Here is a 17,843-nt window from a genome sequence, read left to right on the forward strand (position 1 = left end):
ATGGGATTGGATTTATTGACTGGTGTTATACAAAAAGACAATCAACAAATTGTTTTTGATGAATTACATTAATGGTTCTTCGCAAGCATGACCGGGACAAGGCAAGGCTGGCCCCGCAGCACGGCGTCATGACCTGATGTGTCATGGCGTGGTAGCAGAACGCAGTCAGCCTATTGCCGCAGTATCAAGCCGCTTCACCCCAGCCGCGCCGGGTGAGGCCACAGAGATGCCCGTTTCCCGGTCCGGGCGTCGTGACCATCGGGTCGATCAACAGGAGAGAACGCAATGTCGAATGAAGCCAAGTGCCCCTTTAACCACACCGCCGGCGGCGGCACCAGCAACCGCGACTGGTGGCCCAAGCAGCTCCGTCTGGACCTGCTGGCCCAGCATTCTTCCAAATCCAACCCCATGGGTGAGGATTTCAACTACGCAGAAGCCTTCAAGAGCCTGGACCTGGCGGCCGTCAAGGCCGACCTGGCCAAGGTCATGACCGATTCCCAGCCCTGGTGGCCGGCCGACTTCGGTCACTATGGCCCGCTGTTCATCCGCATGGCCTGGCACAGTGCCGGCACCTACCGCATCGGCGATGGCCGTGGTGGCGCCGGTCGCGGCCAGCAACGTTTTGCCCCCCTCAACAGCTGGCCCGACAACGTCAACCTGGACAAGGCCCGCCGCCTGCTGTGGCCGGTCAAGCAGAAGTACGGCAACAAGATCTCCTGGGCCGACCTGCTGATCCTGACCGGCAACGTGGCGCTGGAAACCATGGGCTTCAAGACCTTCGGCTACGCCGGTGGCCGTGAAGACGTATGGGAGCCGGACCTGGACGTCTACTGGGGTACCGAAACCACCTGGCTGGGTGGTGATGACCGCTACGGCAAGGGCAAGGCCGGCGCCGCTCACGGCGAAATCACCGCCGACGCCGACCGTCACGGCCAGGAACAGGCGCGTACCGCGCCGGCCGGCCGCAATCTGGAAAACCCGCTGGCCGCCGTGCAGATGGGCCTGATCTACGTCAACCCGGAAGGCCCGGAAGGCAATCCCGACCCGCTGGCCGCTGCCCAGGACATCCGCGAAACCTTCGCCCGCATGGCCATGGACGACGAAGAAACCGTGGCCCTGATCGCCGGCGGCCATACCTTCGGCAAGACCCACGGTGCCGGTGACGCCAAGCATGTCGGCCGCGAACCCGAAGGCGGCGACCTGGAAAGCCAGGGCCTGGGCTGGAAGAGCAGTTTCGGCAGCGGTGCCGCAGGCGACACCATCAGCTCCGGACTGGAAGTGACCTGGACTCAGACCCCGGCGCAGTGGAGCAATTATTTCTTCGAAAACCTGTTCAACTATGAATGGGAACTGACCAAGAGCCCGGCCGGCGCCCACCAATGGGTGGCCAAGGGTGCCGACGCGGTGATCCCGCATGCCCATGGTGGCGCGCCGATGCGTCCCACCATGCTGACCACCGACCTGTCGCTGCGCGTCGATCCTGCCTACGAGAAGATTTCGCGCCGCTTCCTGGAAAACCCCGACCAGTTCGCCGAGGTCTTCGCCCGCGCCTGGTTCAAGCTGACCCACCGCGACCTGGGTCCGCGTTCGCGCTATCTCGGCCCGGAAATCCCGGCCGAAGAGCTGATCTGGCAGGACCCGCTGCCCAAGGCCGCTGCCCCCGCGCTGGAGGCCGCTGACGTCAGCGCGCTCAAGGCCAAGGTACTGGCCTCGGGACTGACGGTGTCCGAACTGGTCTCCACCGCCTGGGCCTCGGCCTCGACCTTCCGTGGTGGCGACAAGCGTGGTGGCGCCAACGGTGCCCGTATCCGCCTGGCCCCGCAGAAGGATTGGGCGGCCAACCAGCCGGCCCAGCTGGCCAAGGTGCTGTCCACGCTGGAAGGCATCCAGTCTGCCTTCAACCAGGGTGGCAAGCAGGTCTCGCTGGCCGACCTGATCGTGCTGGCCGGTAGCGCCGCCGTCGAGAAGGCCGCCCAGGATGCCGGCGTGTCCGTGAGCGTGCCTTTCCATGGCGGTCGCGTGGATGCCTCGCAGGAGCAGACCGACGTCGCTTCCTTCGAGCCGCTGGAGCCGGTCATCGATGGCTTCCGCAACTTCCAGAAGCAGCGTTATGCCGTGCGTGGCGAAGACATGCTGATCGACAAGGCACAACAGCTCACCCTGACCGCGCCGGAAATGACGGTCCTGATCGGTGGCCTGCGCGTGCTGGGCAACAATGTCGGCGGCAGCACCAAGGGCGTGTTCACCAGCCGTGTGGGTGTGCTCTCCAACGACTTCTTCGTCAACCTGCTGGACATGGGCACCGAATGGAAGTCCACCTCGCCGGCGCAGGAAGAGTTCGAAGGCCGCGACCGCGCCAGTGGCACCGTCAAGTGGACCGGTAGCCGCGTCGACCTGGTGTTCGGCTCCAACGCCGTGCTGCGCGCCCTGGCCGAAGTCTACGCCAGTGCCGATGCCAAGGAAAAGTTCGTCAAGGACTTCGTGGCGGCCTGGGTCAAGGTGATGGAGCTGGATCGTTACGACCTGAAGAAGTAAGACCGCTGGCTGCCTTTGCCGGCAGCTGCGGATGCAGGACAGCAGGAATCGGCGGGCCCCAGGGCTCGCCGTTTTTTTTGCCTGCCCGCTGCCATGACGCGGTCGATGTCATGCCGATGTCATCGAGTCGCCATGTGCGAGGACTATAGTGGCGGACTGAATTTTCCTTCATCAACGAGGCGTACGATGGCCCTGAGCCTGGATGACATCGCCCTGCTGTTCGCACGGCATGGACATACCCAATACACCGGTGAGCCGGTCACGCAACTGGAGCATGCGCTGCAATCGGCGCTGCTGGCCGAGCAGGAGGGGGCCGCGCCCAGTCTCATCGTGGCCAGCCTGCTGCACGACCTCGGCCACCTGCTGGAAGACCTGGGCCAGACCCCGACCCTGGCCGGCATCGACGACCTGCACCAGTACCGTGTCCTGCCCTTCCTGCGGGGCGTGTTCAGCGACGCCGTACTGGCACCGATCGCGCTGCATGTGGATGCCAAGCGTTACCTGTGCGCCACCGATGCGGATTATTTCTCGACGCTGTCGGCCGATTCCGTGCGCAGTCTGCAGCTGCAGGGCGGGGTCTTCGATGTGGAACAGGCGGCGGCCTTCATCGACCGTCCGCATGCCGTGGATGCGGTGCGGCTGCGGCGCTGGGATGACCGCGCCAAGACCGCCGGGATGGCCACGCCCGATTTCGCGCACTTCGCGCGCTACTTCGATCAATGTCTGGTCGCGCCCGGTGCCGGGCAGGGGATTCAGGCCAGGTAGCGCTTGCGGTACGCCGAGGGCGTGGTGCCGCGCAGCTTGCGCATGGCATGCGTCAGCGCGCTCTGGTCGCCATAGCCGCAACGCTGGGCGATGAATGCCAGCGGCAGGGCGCTGGTGCGCAGCAGGCGGCAGGCCTGCGCCATGCGTACCTCGGCCAGCCAGGCGCGGGGAGAAGTCGCCAATTCCTGCTGGAACCATTCATGCAGGCGGCTGGGGCTGATGGCCGCCAGCGCGGCCATGTCGGCTACCGTCCAGGGATGGGCCAACTGTGCCTCGACCTGGGCCAGCATGCGATGCAGGCGCGACCTGGCCTGTGGCGGATGTCGCGCCAGCGTATCCAGCAGCAGCGGGACCCAGTGCTGCAGGCTCGCGCCGGAGGGGCTCTGGTCCAGCGACAGCGCCATGAATTCCACCAGCTTGCCGGCCGCCGCCGTCAGCGTCACGAAGGGGGTGCGCGCCAGGCTCTCCAGTTGCAGGTCGCTCATGATGCTGGGCGCCAGGTCCAGCACCAGCGCCCGATTGGCGCCGCCGGCGCTGGTCGCGTGCGCCGCCCCGGGTTCCACGAAGGCCGCTGTGATACTGTCGGCGCAGCCCTGGCGGCCGCCGATGTCCAGTTCCAGCCGGCCCGCCAGCGGCAGCACCAGTTGCGGGAAATCATGGCGATGCGCCAGCGACTCGTCGCGGTAGCTGCGCAGGTGGAGTTGGGTGTCCAAGATGGGGGAGAGCGGGGCGCTGCCAGGCGGTGTTACCGTCGCCGGTGACACCGCGTGCCAGGCTTATTGCATGTGCCAGCCGTGGCTGACCACTACCGACTGACCCGTCAGCGCATTGGTCGGGAAGGCTGCCAGGAAGACCGCAGTCTGGGCCACGTCCTGGGTGGTGGTGAATTCACCATCGACGGTGTCCTTCAACATGATCTTCTTGATCACATCGTCTTCGCTGATCCCGAATTCCTTGGCCTGCTCGGGAATCTGCTTTTCCACCAGCGGCGTGCGCACGAAGCCGGGACAGATGACATTGGTGCGGATCTTGTCCTTGGCGCCTTCCTTGGCCACCGTCTTGGCCAGGCCCAGCAGGCCATGCTTGGCCGTCACGTAGGGCGCCTTCAGCGCCGAGGCCAGGTGCGAGTGCACCGAACCCATGTAGATGATGGAGCCGCCGCGACCCTGCTTGATCATCGCCTTCATCGCCGCGCGCGTGGTCAGGAAGGCGCCGTCCAAGTGGATCGCCAGCATCTTGCGCCAGTTCTCCAGCGACAGTTCGGTCACCGGGCTGATGATCTGGATGCCGGCGTTGCTGATCATGATGTCCAGACCACCGTAGGTATTGACCGCATCGGCCACACCCTTGTCGACCTGGGTCTCGTCGGTCACGTTCATGGCCACGGCCATGGCGGTACCGCCGTTCTTGACGATTTCCTCGGCCGTCGCCTTGGCCGCTTCCAGGGCCAGGTCGGCGATGACCACCTTGGCACCCTGCTTGGCGTATTCGACCGCGATTTCCTTGCCGATGCCGCTGGCCGAACCGGTGATGAGAGCGACTTTATCCTTGAGTAGCATGATCTTCCTTATGTGTCGAGTTGACGGAGTTTGCAAAGCCTGACCGCCATCGCCATCGGCGCTGGTTCCTCTGTTGCCCAGTTGCCCTGTTGCGCCCGATCAACGGTGGTGGTCATCGATCCATGGTTTCGATGAACGGGTCATCGAAAGATTCCTTGGGGTGTTGCCCCGTTTCCTTACCCTCGCGCGTTCGCCTTGCCCCGATTCCGGAGGTCTCCCGGCGACGCTTTGTCACGCCATTGTAACGCTGGCGCGGCTCTTGTTGCTGCACCGCCAAAACCGCTGCAGAGGTCATGTGGGTGAAACAATCGCTGGTTAGTCTGTGCAGCGTTATCCCGGGGATATCGGCTGAATCTCGAAAATCGACAATAGATGTTTCGATTTCATTCTGGAGCAGCCGCACTTTTGGGGGGGTAGCGTCAGGTCGACAGGAACAAGCACTTACTTTTACCGGTTGCTTCCGATCACCTGACTTCCTCCTCACCCATCACCATAAAGGACAATGCATGAGACTGCTTACCATTCCTGCCGATGCCAATCCGAGTTTTGCCAAGCTCAATCTGAGCCTGGCCAGCACCCCGGAAGAAGTGCGCGAAGTACAGCGCCTGCGCTACAAGGTCTTCATCGAAGCGATGAACCTGTCGGCCCTGGCCAACCCCGAAGGCCTGGACAAGGATGAGTTCGACGACTACTGCGATCACCTGATCGTACGCGACAGCAAGACCCTCTCCGTGGTCGGCACCTATCGCGTCCTGAGTCCGCACGGCGCGCGCCGCATGGGCAAGTTCTACTCGGAACAGGAATTCGATCTCTCGCGCCTGGACAACATCCGCGGCGTCATCGCCGAAGCCGGCCGCGCCTGCATCCACCCGGACTACCGCAGCGGCGGCGTGATCATGATGCTGTGGGCCGGCCTGGCCGCCTACATGCGCAAGGAACGCTGCGAATACCTGATGGGCTGCGCCAGCGTCAGCCTGGCCGATGGCGGCCACAATGCCGCCGCCCTGTACCACGCCTTCCGCGAAAAGAACCTGGCGCCGCCTGACTATCGCGTCGCGCCGCTGCTGCCCTTCCCGCTGGAAGACCGCGAAGCCGGCATCGAACCGCAGATTCCGCCGCTGTTGCGCGGCTACCTGCGCAGCGGCGCCTGGGTCTGCGGCGAACCGGCCTGGGACCCTGATTTCCACTCGGCCGATTTCTTCCTGCTGCTGCCCTTGTCCAAGCTCGACAGCCGCTACGCCCGCCACTATCTGAAAGACTCGAGGGCCGCATGAAGCCACGCGAACAGTTCATGGAAAAAGCCCAGGGGCTGTTCGCCGACCTGGGGCCTGAGCACGATGCCGGTGACGACGAAGCGCGACGCGATCCGCTGCGCTTTCGCACCATCTGGATTTCCGACATCCACCTGGGTACCACCGGTTGCCAGGCCGAGCGCCTGCTGGAATTCCTGCGCGCCACCGAGTCCGATACCCTCTACCTGGTGGGCGACATCATCGACGGCTGGCAGTTGAAGCGTCGCTGGTACTGGGACCAGAGCCACAACAACGTGGTGCAGACGGTGCTCAAGAAGGCCAAGAAGGGTACCAACGTCATCTTCGTGCCCGGCAACCACGACGAAGTGATCCGCCAGTTCATCGACCTCGATTTCGGCGGCATCAAGATCCGCGACGAACTGGTGCACGTCACCGCCGAAGGCAAACGCATGCTGGTGCTGCACGGTGACCGTTTCGATGGCGTCATCGCCTGCGCCAAGTGGCTGGCCTATGTGGGCGATTCGCTCTACACCATGATCCTCAAGTTCAACCAGTGGTTCAACAGCTGGCGTGCCCGCGCCGGCCTGCCTTACTGGTCGCTGTCGCAATACCTCAAGTCCAAGGTCAAGAACGCGGTGAACTACATTACCTCCTTCGAGGACGCCCTGGCCGATGAAGCCAAGAAGCGGGGCCTGGACGGCGTCATCTGCGGCCACATCCACAAGCCCGAGATCCGCGACATCGACGGTGTCGTCTACTGCAACGACGGCGACTGGGTCGAGAGCCTGTCGGCACTGGTGGAAGACCCCGACGGCGCCTTGCGCCTGGTGACCTGGCAGGAAATCATGCAACTCAAGCGGGCCGGCAAGGAAGCCCGCATGGCCGCACGCGAGCTGGCGACGGCCTGAGGCATCGAACCTCCTCCTGAAGTTTTAAATTATTGAAACGATTTATGCGCATTGCCATCATCAGCGACGCCGGCGAACCCCAGGTCAACGGGGTCGTCAATACCCTGCGCTCCACCGTGCGCTGCCTGCGCAGCTTCGGCCATGAAGTGCTGCTGCTGTCGCCGCGCGACTTCCGTACCTTCGCCTGCCCGACCTATCCCGAAATCCGCCTGGCCTACCAGCCCTACGCCCGCATCGCGGCCGCCCTGGAAGACTTCCAGCCCGACTGCATCCACATCGCTACCGAAGGGCCGATGGGGCTGGCCGCGCGCCGCTACTGCCTGCGTCACAAGCTCAGTTTCACCACTGCCTATCACACCCGCTTCCCCGAATACCTGGCCGCCCGCAAGCTCTTGCCCAAGGCCCTCACCTATCGGCTGCTGCGCTGGTTCCACGGCCGCTCCGAAGCCATCATGGTACCGACCCCGGCGATGAAGACCGCGCTGCAGGAGCAGGGCTTCCGCAACGTGGTGCTGTGGGGCCGCGGCGTGGATACCCGGCACTTCCGCCCGGCGGTGGAAGACCATGCCTGCATCGAGCGCCCGCTGTTCCTCTACGTGGGCCGGGTCGCGGTGGAAAAGAATATCGAAGCCTTCCTCAAGCTCGACCTGCCCGGCACCAAGTGGGTGGTGGGCGATGGCCCGCAACTGGAAGAACTGAGCGCCCGCTATCCGCAGGTGCGTTTCCTGGGCGCCAAGGGACATGACGAACTGCCGGCCTACTACAACTGCGCCGATGTCTTCGTCTTCCCCAGCAAGACCGATACCTTCGGCCTGGTATTGCTGGAAGCCATGGCCTGCGGCATCCCCGTGGCCGCCTATCCGGTCGAGGGGCCGATCGACGTGGTCGACAATGGCGTCTCCGGCATCCTGCGTCATGACCTCAAGCAGGCCTGCCTGCAAGCCCTGCAGCTGGACCATGAGGCGGTACGCGCCCATGCCGCCAGCCGCTCGTGGGAATCGGCCACCCAGCAGTTCCTGCAGCATCTGCACCTGGCGCACCGCGCGGCGCCGGGCAAGCCTGCCGCGATCAAGGCACTCGGCGAGACTCCCTGATCCGCCGCCGCGCCGGCCAGGCGGCGCGGCAACCTTGCTTCCCTTCCTTTTCTTCCTTTTTTTCCTTTTTTTTCCTTTTCTTCCTTCCTGCTCCCGGTTTCCAAGCGAGCGATCTTCTTCAGCGCCTGCGCAACTGCGCAAGCTCTGCGGCAGCGCAGACCTTCCTGCGCTGTTGGAATGGAATTTGCTAAATCTCAAAAGTCCGTACTGCAGCTGGATTTACAGTTACGTCCGCAGTGGGTGGAGAGGGCTTCAGCATCCGCCGCCGCGAGATGGCACGAGGGATAGGAAAACCAACAACAGGAGGGGGAGAGATGAAGACTGTGCTTGCCAATCTGCAACTGTGGCAGAAATTCGCATTGCTGGGTCTGCTGGGACTGGTCTTGTTCGGCGTGCCGACCACCCTGTACGTCCTCAGCACCGAACGCGTGATCCGCTTCAAGAAAGAGGAAATCGAGGGTGTCGAGCCGGTCAGGCGCTTACTGCGCAGCGTGCAACTGATGCAGCAGCATCGCGGCATGTCGGCCGTGATGCTCAACGGCGCCGCCGACATGGTGGCACCCCGCCAGGCCAAGGCGACGGAAGTGGACCAGGCCCTGCAGGCGCTGGCGCAGGCCATGCAAGGCATGCAGAAGAGCGATGCCCAGGCCGGCGCGTTGCTGCAGGCCCAGGTCCAGGCCTGGACCAAGGTGAGGGATGCGGTGGGCGCCCGTCAGCTGGCCGCGCCGGAAAGCTTTGCCGCCCATAGCGCCGTGATCGGCGCCTTGTTCGACCTCAACGAACGCATGCTCGATCATTTCCACTACACCATCGATCCCGATTTCGACAGCACCCAGTTGATCAACGCCGCTTTTATCGCCATGCCGATGCTCACCGAAGACCTCGGCCGGGCGCGCGCCCGTGGTGCCAGTCTGCTGCTCAAGAAGGACATCAAGCGCGAAGACCGGCTGGAGCTGGTGGCCATGCTGGAACGGGCGCAAGAGCGACTGCTGGTGGCTCGCCGGTCCTTTGCCAAGGGTGTGGCGGCCAACGCCGATATCGGCGCCCGCTTGGCGACGGTATTTGACAGTGCCAACCGGCTGGGGCTGGACGCCATCAAGCTGGCCCGCGAACAGGTCCTGCTGCCGCAGGAGGTGAGCTACGCATCGGACGCCTATTTCAAGCAATTCACCCAGGCCATCGATGAGCAGTTCAAGGCCATCAGCGAGGCCACCGCAGTGCTGTCCACGCAACTCGACGCCCAGAATGCCGCCCTGCGCCAGCAACAGATGTCGGTGCTGGCGGCTATCCTGTTGCTGGCGGTGCTGGCCGCCTGGCTGGGCGTGATGATCACACGCTCGGTCACGCAGCCGGTGCTGGCCTCGGTGGACATGGCCAGGCGCGTGGCGGCCTATGACCTGACCGTGCACAGTGTCGTGCGCGGCCGTGACGAGACGGCGCAATTGCTGGGCTCCCTCAACAGCATGACCGGTAGCCTCGGCGGCATCGTGACCCAGGTGCGCAGCAGCATCGACCTGATGCAGCATGCCAGCGGCGAGATCGCCACCGGCAATGCCGACCTGTCGCGCCGTACCGAGTCGCAGGCCTCCAGCCTGGAGGAGACCGCCAGCGCCATGGAGGAGCTGACCTCCACCGTCCAGAACAATGCCGACAATGCCCGCCAGGCCGACCAGCTGGCCGCTTCCGCCGCCCGTCTGGCCGAGCGTGGCGGGCAGGTGGTGGGCGACGTGGTGCAGACCATGGCCCAGATCAGGGAGAGTTCGCGGCGCATCGTCGACATCATCAGCGTCATCGATGGGATCGCCTTCCAGACCAATATTCTCGCCCTCAATGCCGCCGTCGAGGCCGCACGCGCCGGTGAGCAAGGGCGCGGCTTTGCCGTGGTGGCCTCGGAAGTGCGCTCACTGGCGCAACGCAGCGCCAGCGCCGCCAAGGAAATCAAGCAATTGATCGGCGATTCGGTGGGCAAGGTCGACACCGGTGGCAGGCTGGTGGACGAAGCCGGCGCGACCATGAGCGAGGTGGTCGGGGCGGTACGCCAGGTGGCCGGCATCATGAGCGACATCACCCAGGCCAGCCAGGAGCAGAGTACCGGCATCAGCCAGGTCAACGACGCCATCACCCAGATGGAAGCCATCACCCAGCAGAATGCGGCATTGGTGGAGCAGGCGGCAGCCGCCTCGGAAAGCCTGCAGCAACAGGCGTCGCTGCTGCGCGAGGCGGTCGCGGTCTTTCGTACCGACCACGACAGTGCGCCTGTTCAGAGGGCGCCCTTGGCGACGCGGCAGGTGGCGCTCCCGGCAGCATGAGCACCCGGCGCTGAGCGCCTGATACCGCGTCCGGCAGGAGCCCACGGCGCGCTGTGCTTGAGGCGGCATGATCGCTTTTTCAACTATGCAAAAGAAACATGCGGGCATGCCGACAAAGCATTGGCTCGCCCGCATGGGCCTCTTCTAATATGCGCCACGCGCATTTCGTCCATGGCGTTCATTCTGTACATCCCGTGCGTCTGGCGCTGAAGGTCGCATCGCTGCACGCCGGGGTGGCTGCGGCGCGGTTCCACCATAACAAAACATCAACACGGCCGCGTTGCCGCCGCAGGGCAGGGCATGTGGCAGGCATGAATCATGCTGTAAATCTGCGCAGGGCGGGCCGCTCACCGGTGGCCGCCCCCATTTGCACCACCGTCTACGTTAGCGTTACAAGAAAGACATCATCCATGATTCAACGTCTCAAGATCGGCAGCCGCCTGGCGTTCGGTTTCTGTCTCATCCTGCTGCTGGCCACGGCGATCCTGCTGATCGGCTTGTGGCGCATGGCCGAGATGGAAGCCAGCAGTGAATACGTGATCGAAAAGAAGGTCACCGCCATGACCACCGCCATGCACATGCGCGAAGCCGGCAGTGAGATGGCCCTGGCCTTGCGCAAGGTGGTCACGCCTACCGATGCAGCCGAAGGCAAGGCCGAGGATGAACACCTGGGCCGCATCCTGCAGGCCTATGCCGGCTTCGAGAAGCAGATCACCGAACTGACCTCCAGTGGCCGCGGCAAGGAATTGCTGGCGGCCGCCAGCGGCGAGAGCAAGAAGCTGTTCCCCATCGTCGAGCAGATTCGCCAGCAGGTCCTCAGCAACAATTACTTTGATGCGGCGCAGTTGCTGAAAAGCGATTTCCTGCCGGCCCACGAAAAGTGGATGAGCAGCGTGGGTGCGCTGGCCTCGTTCCAGCAGGACGACATGAAAGAGGCCCATGCCGACGCCAAGGACAGCTACCGCAAGGCGCAGATCGGCATGTTGCTGATGGGCGTGCTGACCCTGGGCCTGGGCTTCTTCTTCACCTTTGTCATCACCCGCTCCATCGTCAATCCGCTCAAGCGCGCGGGCAGCATTGCCGAGACCATCTCCAGCGGCGACCTGACCCAGGACTTCCACGACGATGGCCGCGATGAAGCCGCCCATCTGGTCAACGCCCTGGACGCCATGCAGACCAACCTGGCCGCCACGCTCAACGAAGTCAAGGAAAGCGCCGCCGTCATCGCCGTGGCCTCGCACGAGATCGCACGCGGCAACGTGGACCTGTCCAACCGCACCGAGTCCCAGGCTTCCAGCCTGGAAGAAACCGCCAGCTCCATGGAGCAGCTCACCTCCACCGTGCAGCAGAACGCCGAGAACGCGCGCCAGGCCAACCAGCTGGTGCTGTCGGCCTCGGACTATGCCACCAAGGGTGGCCGCGTGGTCGGCGACGTGGTGGCCACCATGGGCTCCATCAAGGAAAGCTCCAGCAAGATCGTGGACATCATCGGCGTGATCGACGGCATTGCCTTCCAGACCAACATCCTGGCCCTGAATGCGGCCGTGGAAGCCGCCCGCGCCGGCGAGCAGGGTCGTGGCTTCGCGGTGGTGGCCTCCGAAGTGCGGGCGCTGGCCCAGCGCAGCGCCGCCGCCGCCAAGGAAATCAAGCAGCTCATCAGCGATTCCGTGGACAAGGTCGACACCGGCGGCAAGCTGGTCGATGAAGCCGGCGCCACCATGAGCGAGATCGTGTCTTCGGTCAAGCACGTGGCCGACATCATGGGCGAGATCACTGCCGCCAGCCAGGAGCAAAGCGCCGGCATCGCCGAGGTCAACAACGCCATTTCGCAGATCGACGAAATCACCCAGCAGAACGCCGCCCTGGTGGAACAGGCCGCGGCCGCCGCCGAAAGCCTGCAGGAGCAGTCCGACGTGCTGGCGCGGGCGGTGGCAGTGTTCCGTCTCAGGACCGCGCAGGCGGGTGCGGCGCACACTGCTGCGACCACCCTCCCGGTGGCGCGGCCGACGGCGCCCGCGCGCACCGTGAACCCGCAACCGGTCCTGACCGCCGCAAGTCCTGCCAAGCGCCCGGTCGCCGGCCTGCCGCCCGCAGCGCCCGCCAGCGGCAAACCGGCTGCCACGGCACGGGATGACGAGTTCGAAGAGTTCTGAAAGTTGTCATGACGTCCAGGCTTGAAGCGGCGTCATTGCAGTAACAAAAAATCAAGCTGTTGCGTAAGCGCCGCCACCTTCCGGGTCGCGGCGCTTTATTTTTGCCTGAGACGGGCAGGAATCGCGAGAATTTAAGATAATTCCCAAGTTGCCGTAAAGCTATAACAATCGCAGCAGATTGACCGGTCCGGAAATGGGGAGGACGGTCGCCTGCGCGGCCGGGGGAAGAGCACGGCGTCGAGGCCTGCCTGCGCGGGGGAAACTGACGATCGTGGCCATATCGTGGATTCATGCGAACCCGGTGTAGAACAGCGGCACTTTCACTTCATCCACCGGAACCACACCAATGTCCATCAAGAACCTTTCCATCAAGGCGCAACTCGCCATTGCCGTCCTTGTACTGTCCATCCTGCTGCTGGCCATCGGCGCGTCGGGCCTGCTGGGCATGTCGGCCGCCGTCAGCGTCAATCGCCAGCTCTCCGAAGAGCGCATGCCCAAGACCGTCGCCGCCGACAATACGTTGATCTGGATCGGTCGCCAGCGTACCTCGCTGGACCAGGCCGCGCTCACCAGCGACCCTGCCTGGGCCGAGCGCATGGTCGGCATGGACGCCAATGCGCGCAAGGAAGCCCTGCAATGGTGGGCCAAGTACACCGCGCTGCCGCAGACCGAAGAGGGCAAGGTCCTGGTGAAGAAGGTTTCGGATGGCATCGAGAAGACCGAGCAGGAGCTGACCCGCTTTGCCGAGGTGATCAAGGGCGGTGACCGCCAGGCCATCGGCGACCAGGCGCGCAAGGTCGGTACCATCTACACCGCCATGCAACTGGACGGCCAGGCCCTGAGCAAGTACGAGACCGAGCTGGCCACCCATAGTGCCGAAACCTCCATGGCACGCTATGAAGCCTCGCGCATGTTTTCCATCGTTGCCATCATCGCCGGCCTGCTGTTGGCCTTCTACAGCTGGTGGTCGTTGCGCCGTGCCATCGGCGAGCCGATGCAGCGCGCCTTGCGCCACTTCGACGCCATCGCCTCGGGTGACCTGACCCAGCCGGTGCACGTGCATTCGAAGAACGAAATGGGCCAGTTGCTCAACGGTCTCTCGCGCATGCAGGAGAGTCTCACCCGCACCGTGCGCGCCGTGCGTGGCGGCAGCGATGCCATCGCCACCGCGACCCGTGAAATCGCTTCCGGCAACCTCGATCTGTCCTCCCGTACCGAACAACAGGCGGCTTCGCTGGAAGAGACTGCCTCCAGCATGGAAGAGCTGACCAGCACCGTGAAGCACAACGCCGACAATGCCCGCCAGGCCACCACGCTGGCGGTCAATGCCTCCACCATCGCGGCCGACGGCAATGCGGTGGTGAGCCGGGTGGTGCAGACCATGGAAGAGATCCGCGAGAGCTCCTCGCGTATCACCGACATCGTCAGCATCATCGATGGCATCGCCTTCCAGACCAATATCCTGGCGCTCAATGCTGCGGTCGAAGCAGCCCGTGCCGGCGAGCAGGGACGAGGCTTCGCGGTGGTCGCCACCGAAGTGCGCGCACTGGCGCAACGCTCCTCCAGCGCAGCCAAGGAGATCAAGGAGCTGATCATGCATTCGGAAGAACGGGTGCAGGCCGGCTCGCAGCTGGTGGGCCAGGCCGGCGAGACCATGAATGACGTGATCCAGGCGGTACAGCGCGTGACCGACATCATGAGCGAAATCTCGGCCGCCTCCAACGAACAGAGCGCCGGCATCGACCAGGTCTCGCATGCGGTGACGCAGATGGACGAGGCGACCCAGCAGAATGCCGCCCTGGTGGAACAGGCCAGCGCCGCCGCCAAGTCGCTGGAGCAGCAGGCCCAGTCGTTGATGCAGGAAGTGGCGATCTTCCGCGTCGATGGCGCGGCCATGGCGTCCCCCGTGGCCGCTGCCCCGGTCCGCGCAGCCCAGCCTGTGACCAGGTCCGCACCCAGGATGGCTGCACCGCAAGCCGCTCCCAAGGCAGCACCGGTCCTGAAGCGTCCGGCCCTGCCGGCGGCCAGCGCCGCAGCAGCGCCGTCGCGCCCGGCCCCTCGCGTGCCGGCCACCAGCGACGATGGTGATTGGGAGACCTTCTGATGTGATGCGTCCCGCCGGTCTGTTTGCCGGCGGGGTATGCGTTCAATCCGGAACGCATAGACGAAAAAAGACAAAAAGCTAAAACGCAAAACGCTGCGACCAGCCCGTGCCGGTCGCAGCGTTTTTTATGCCTGCCTTGCCAAAGCGGCCATCAGCGCGGGTGATGCTTGCCCGAGGTCGCCAGCAATTCCGGTGCCACCACCGCCTTGAGGTAGTTGGTGGTGACGTCGCCGCGTTCGCGCTGGCTGATCCACCAGATGTTGGCCTTGCGCAGCGACCACTCCTGCGGCTGGCCGCAGATCAGTTGCGCGGCCACCTGGCCCAGCGTCGGCTGGTGGCCTACGATGAGCACCGGCTCGCGGCTGTCCGGCCAGTTGGCCGCCCGCAGCAGATCCGCCGGACTCATGTTGGGGGCCAGGTCGGCCACCACCTTGTGCCGGCGCTTGAGGGCCTCCACCGTCTGCAAGGTGCGCGTGGCGGGACTGACCAGGATGCGGCAGCTTTCCGGCAGGTTGCGGTCCAGCCATTCGGCCATCTTGACGGCCTGCTTGTGACCCTTGGGGGTCAGGGCGCGGCCCTCGTCGGGTTCGCCCAGCTCGGCCTCGGCATGTCGCCATAGAATCAGGTCCATCTCAGCTCCTCGGATAAGTCGGCAGGTGGCGTCGGGAGTGCTGCGGTGTCGAGCTTACTCTTCCGGCGGCGTGGCCGGTATGCCCAGCGTGGTCATCAGGTGCTGCTGGGCGTTGAAGCACTGCTGCTTGGTGCGCGGTTTCTTGAGCGTATAGACGCCATTGACGTCGAGTTGCCAGGAATTGGTGTTGTCCTTCAGGTAGGGGTTCAGACCTTCCGAAATCACCCGCTTCTTCAGCGTCTTGTCCAGCACCGGGAAGGCCACCTCGATACGGCGGAACAGGTTGCGGTTCATCCAGTCCGCGCTGGCCAGGTAGACGTCGTGGGCCAGGTCGTTGCGGAAGTAATAGATGCGCGAGTGCTCCAGGTAGCGGCCGATGATGGAGCGTACCTTGATGTTTTCCGACAGTCCCCGCACACCCGGGCGCAGCGCGCAGGCACCGCGCACGATCAGGTCGATCTTGACGCCATCGGCCGAGGCCGCGTAGAGGGCGCGGATCACCGACTCGTCCAGCAGCGCATTCATCTTGGCGATGATGCGCGCCGGCCGGCCTTCGCGGGCGATCTGGCCTTCGTTGCGGATGGCACGGATGATTTCCTTCTGCAGCGAGAACGGCGCCAGCCACAGGTGCGTGAGGTTACGCGGCTTGGTCAGGCTGGTGAGATGGATGAAGACCTCGTTGACCTCGGCCGTGAGCTCCTGGTTCGAGGTCAGGAGGCCGAAGTCTGTATAGAACTTGGTGGTATTGGGGTGATAGTTGCCGGTCCCGAGGTGGGCGTAGAAGCGCAGGCCCTGGTCATCGTCGCGGCGGATCACCAGCGCCAGCTTGGCGTGCGTCTTCAGGCCGACCACCCCATAGACCACCTGCGCTCCGGCCTGCTCCAGCTTGACCGCCCAGTTGATGTTGGCTTCTTCATCGAAGCGCGCCATCAGTTCCACGATCACCGTCACTTCCTTGCCGTGCTGGGCGGCGTAGATCAGCGCCTCCATCAGGTCCGAGTTCATCCCGGTACGGTAGATGGTCTGCTTGATGGCCAGCACGCGCGGGTCGTGGGCGGCGGTGCGGATGAAATCCACCACCGGCTGGAAGGACTGGAAGGGGTGGTGCAGCAGCACGTCCTTCTTGTCCAGGGCGGCAAAGATGTTCTCGCTGGCCAGTTGCGGCGGCAGGGTGGGGGAGAAGGGCGGGAAGCGCAACTCCGGCTGGTTGACCAGGTTCACGATCTCGCCCAGACGCACCATGTTCACCGGACCCTGTACCGCGTACAGGCGGTTGCGTTCGATGTTGAACTGGTTCAGCAGGAACTGCGCCAGGTGTTCGGGGCAATTGGCCGCCACTTCCAGGCGCACCGCCACGCCGAACTGGCGGCTCTGCAATTCGGTTTCCAGGGCCTGGCGCAGGTTCTTGACCTCTTCTTCATCGACCCACAGGTCACTGTTGCGGGTCACGCGGAATTGCGAATAGGCGGTGATGTCGCGCCCCGGAAAGAGGTCGGCGATGTGTGCATGGATCACCGAGGACAGCAGGCAGAACGAGGACTGGCCCTTGGCCGAGAGATGGTCCGGCAGCTTGATCACGCGCGGCAGCACCCGTGGCGCCTTGACGATGACGATGGCCGTGCCGCGCCCGAAGGCATCCTTGCCGGAGAGCTCGATGATGAAATTGAGGCTCTTGTTGTGCACCTGCGGGAAGGGGTGAGCCGGGTCCAGGCCGATGGGCGTCAGCAGCGGGCGCACATGCTGCTCGAAATACTGCTTGACCCAGGCGCGCTGCGCCTCGTTGCGGTCATCGTGGCGCAGCAGGTGGATGCCGTTGGCCGCCAGTTGCGGCAGGATTTCGTCGTTGAGCAGTTCGTACTGGCGCGTCACGATGCGGTGGCATTCGGCGCTGGTACGTTCCAGCGCGGCCCGCAGTTCGGGCGGATCGATATTCTCGCCCTCGATGCGATTGGCCAGCAGGCTGGCGATGCGCACTTCGAAGAATTCATCCAGGTTGCTGCTGCAGATGCAGAGGTAGCGCAGGCGTTCCAGCAGCGGCACGCTGTCGTCTTCGGCCTGGGCCAGCACGCGTCGGTTGAAGGCCAGCTGCGACAGTTCGCGATTGAGGTAAATCGTATTGGCGGGAAGTTCAGGAGGTGTGCTGCTTTCCGGTTTTGCTTTTCTGATCATCAATGTTCCCTGTCCATCCACTTTGAGCGGGCAGTGTATTTAGGAGGTATGACGAGTTTATGACAAGACTCATGTCGCTTTGTCACATTGCTTCAGTATAAGAGCAAGCCCATGTGATGACAAAAACATATTTGCTCATATGCAATGCGGGTTTGTCGGCATGACACGGAATTGTCAGGAAACCCGCGTGCAGCCTGGCGCCTGGTTTTGCAGCCCGGTACCGAGCGCCGCGCCGACGTCCGGCGAAGGGCCGCCGGGGCTGGCCTGGATGACAAGTTCGGGTCATAAACTCGTCACATTAGCTGGTTAAAGTTCGCCCTGTCTCAGAAGTCATCCCTCCCATCGTGATGTTTCTTGCTGACG

General features: G+C 63.9%; 12 protein-coding genes. 8 read left to right on the top strand and 4 right to left on the bottom strand.

The window, feature by feature from the left end; all coding sequences use genetic code 11:
• Positions 1–285: 285 nt before the first annotated feature.
• A complete protein-coding gene (katG, locus tag HBH1_RS00265) occupies positions 286–2,535 on the top strand; it encodes a catalase/peroxidase HPI (RefSeq protein ID WP_102661135.1) in 2,250 nt (749 codons plus the stop codon).
• 186 nt (positions 2,536–2,721) lie between these two features.
• Positions 2,722–3,300, top strand: coding sequence for a phosphonate degradation HD-domain oxygenase (locus HBH1_RS00270; protein ID WP_102661136.1), 579 nt, complete (start codon positions 2,722–2,724; stop codon positions 3,298–3,300).
• Here the strand turns inward: HBH1_RS00270 and HBH1_RS00275 are convergent.
• Both HBH1_RS00275 and HBH1_RS00280 read right to left on the bottom strand, forming a co-directional pair.
• Positions 3,288–4,013 carry a helix-turn-helix transcriptional regulator gene (locus tag HBH1_RS00275; protein WP_102661137.1) on the bottom strand — a complete coding sequence of 242 codons (726 nt, stop codon included), beginning with the start codon at positions 4,011–4,013 and terminating at the stop codon, positions 3,288–3,290. The genes HBH1_RS00270 and HBH1_RS00275 overlap by 13 nt on opposite strands.
• Positions 4,014–4,076: 63 nt before the next feature.
• Positions 4,077–4,859 (bottom strand): 3-hydroxybutyrate dehydrogenase, encoded by a 783-nt coding sequence (locus tag HBH1_RS00280; RefSeq protein ID WP_102661138.1) that lies wholly within the window; start codon positions 4,857–4,859, stop codon positions 4,077–4,079.
• Between the two features lie 506 nt (positions 4,860–5,365).
• Here HBH1_RS00280 and HBH1_RS00285 point away from each other — a divergent pair.
• From HBH1_RS00285 to HBH1_RS00310, 6 genes are all read left to right on the top strand, one after another.
• Entirely contained in the window at positions 5,366–6,133 is a 768-nt protein-coding gene (locus HBH1_RS00285) for a GNAT family N-acetyltransferase (protein WP_006464767.1), read from the top strand.
• Complete coding sequence (locus HBH1_RS00290; protein WP_102661139.1) at positions 6,130–7,020, top strand: UDP-2,3-diacylglucosamine diphosphatase; 891 nt, start codon at positions 6,130–6,132, stop codon at positions 7,018–7,020. The genes HBH1_RS00285 and HBH1_RS00290 overlap by 4 nt, the downstream gene beginning before the upstream one ends.
• Before the next feature lie 44 nt (positions 7,021–7,064).
• Positions 7,065–8,114 carry a glycosyltransferase family 4 protein gene (locus HBH1_RS00295; protein ID WP_102661140.1) on the top strand — a complete coding sequence of 350 codons (1,050 nt, stop codon included), beginning with the start codon at positions 7,065–7,067 and terminating at the stop codon, positions 8,112–8,114.
• Between the two features lie 314 nt (positions 8,115–8,428).
• The gene (locus HBH1_RS00300) at positions 8,429–10,423 is read left to right on the top strand and encodes a methyl-accepting chemotaxis protein (protein WP_102661141.1); all 1,995 of its coding nucleotides are present in this window, start codon (positions 8,429–8,431) and stop codon (positions 10,421–10,423) included.
• 410 nt (positions 10,424–10,833) lie between these two features.
• Positions 10,834–12,576, top strand: a complete 1,743-nt coding sequence (locus tag HBH1_RS00305; RefSeq protein WP_102661142.1) for a methyl-accepting chemotaxis protein — start codon at positions 10,834–10,836, stop codon at positions 12,574–12,576.
• Positions 12,577–12,922: 346 nt separating this feature from the next.
• Positions 12,923–14,680 (top strand): methyl-accepting chemotaxis protein, encoded by a 1,758-nt coding sequence (locus HBH1_RS00310; RefSeq protein ID WP_102661143.1) that lies wholly within the window; start codon positions 12,923–12,925, stop codon positions 14,678–14,680.
• A 151-nt stretch (positions 14,681–14,831) separates the two neighbouring features.
• Here HBH1_RS00310 and HBH1_RS00315 read toward each other — a convergent pair whose 3' ends face one another.
• Positions 14,832–15,311, bottom strand: coding sequence for a SixA phosphatase family protein (locus HBH1_RS00315; RefSeq protein WP_102661144.1), 480 nt, complete (start codon positions 15,309–15,311; stop codon positions 14,832–14,834).
• A 54-nt stretch (positions 15,312–15,365) separates the two neighbouring features.
• Positions 15,366–17,480 (bottom strand): polyphosphate kinase 1, encoded by a 2,115-nt coding sequence (ppk1, locus tag HBH1_RS00320; protein WP_006464981.1) that lies wholly within the window; start codon positions 17,478–17,480, stop codon positions 15,366–15,368.
• Between the last annotated feature and the right edge of the window lie 363 nt (positions 17,481–17,843).

The organism is Herbaspirillum sp. BH-1, assembly GCF_002870055.1.
In the GTDB taxonomy this organism is placed as follows: domain Bacteria; phylum Pseudomonadota; class Gammaproteobacteria; order Burkholderiales; family Burkholderiaceae_D; genus Herbaspirillum; species Herbaspirillum frisingense.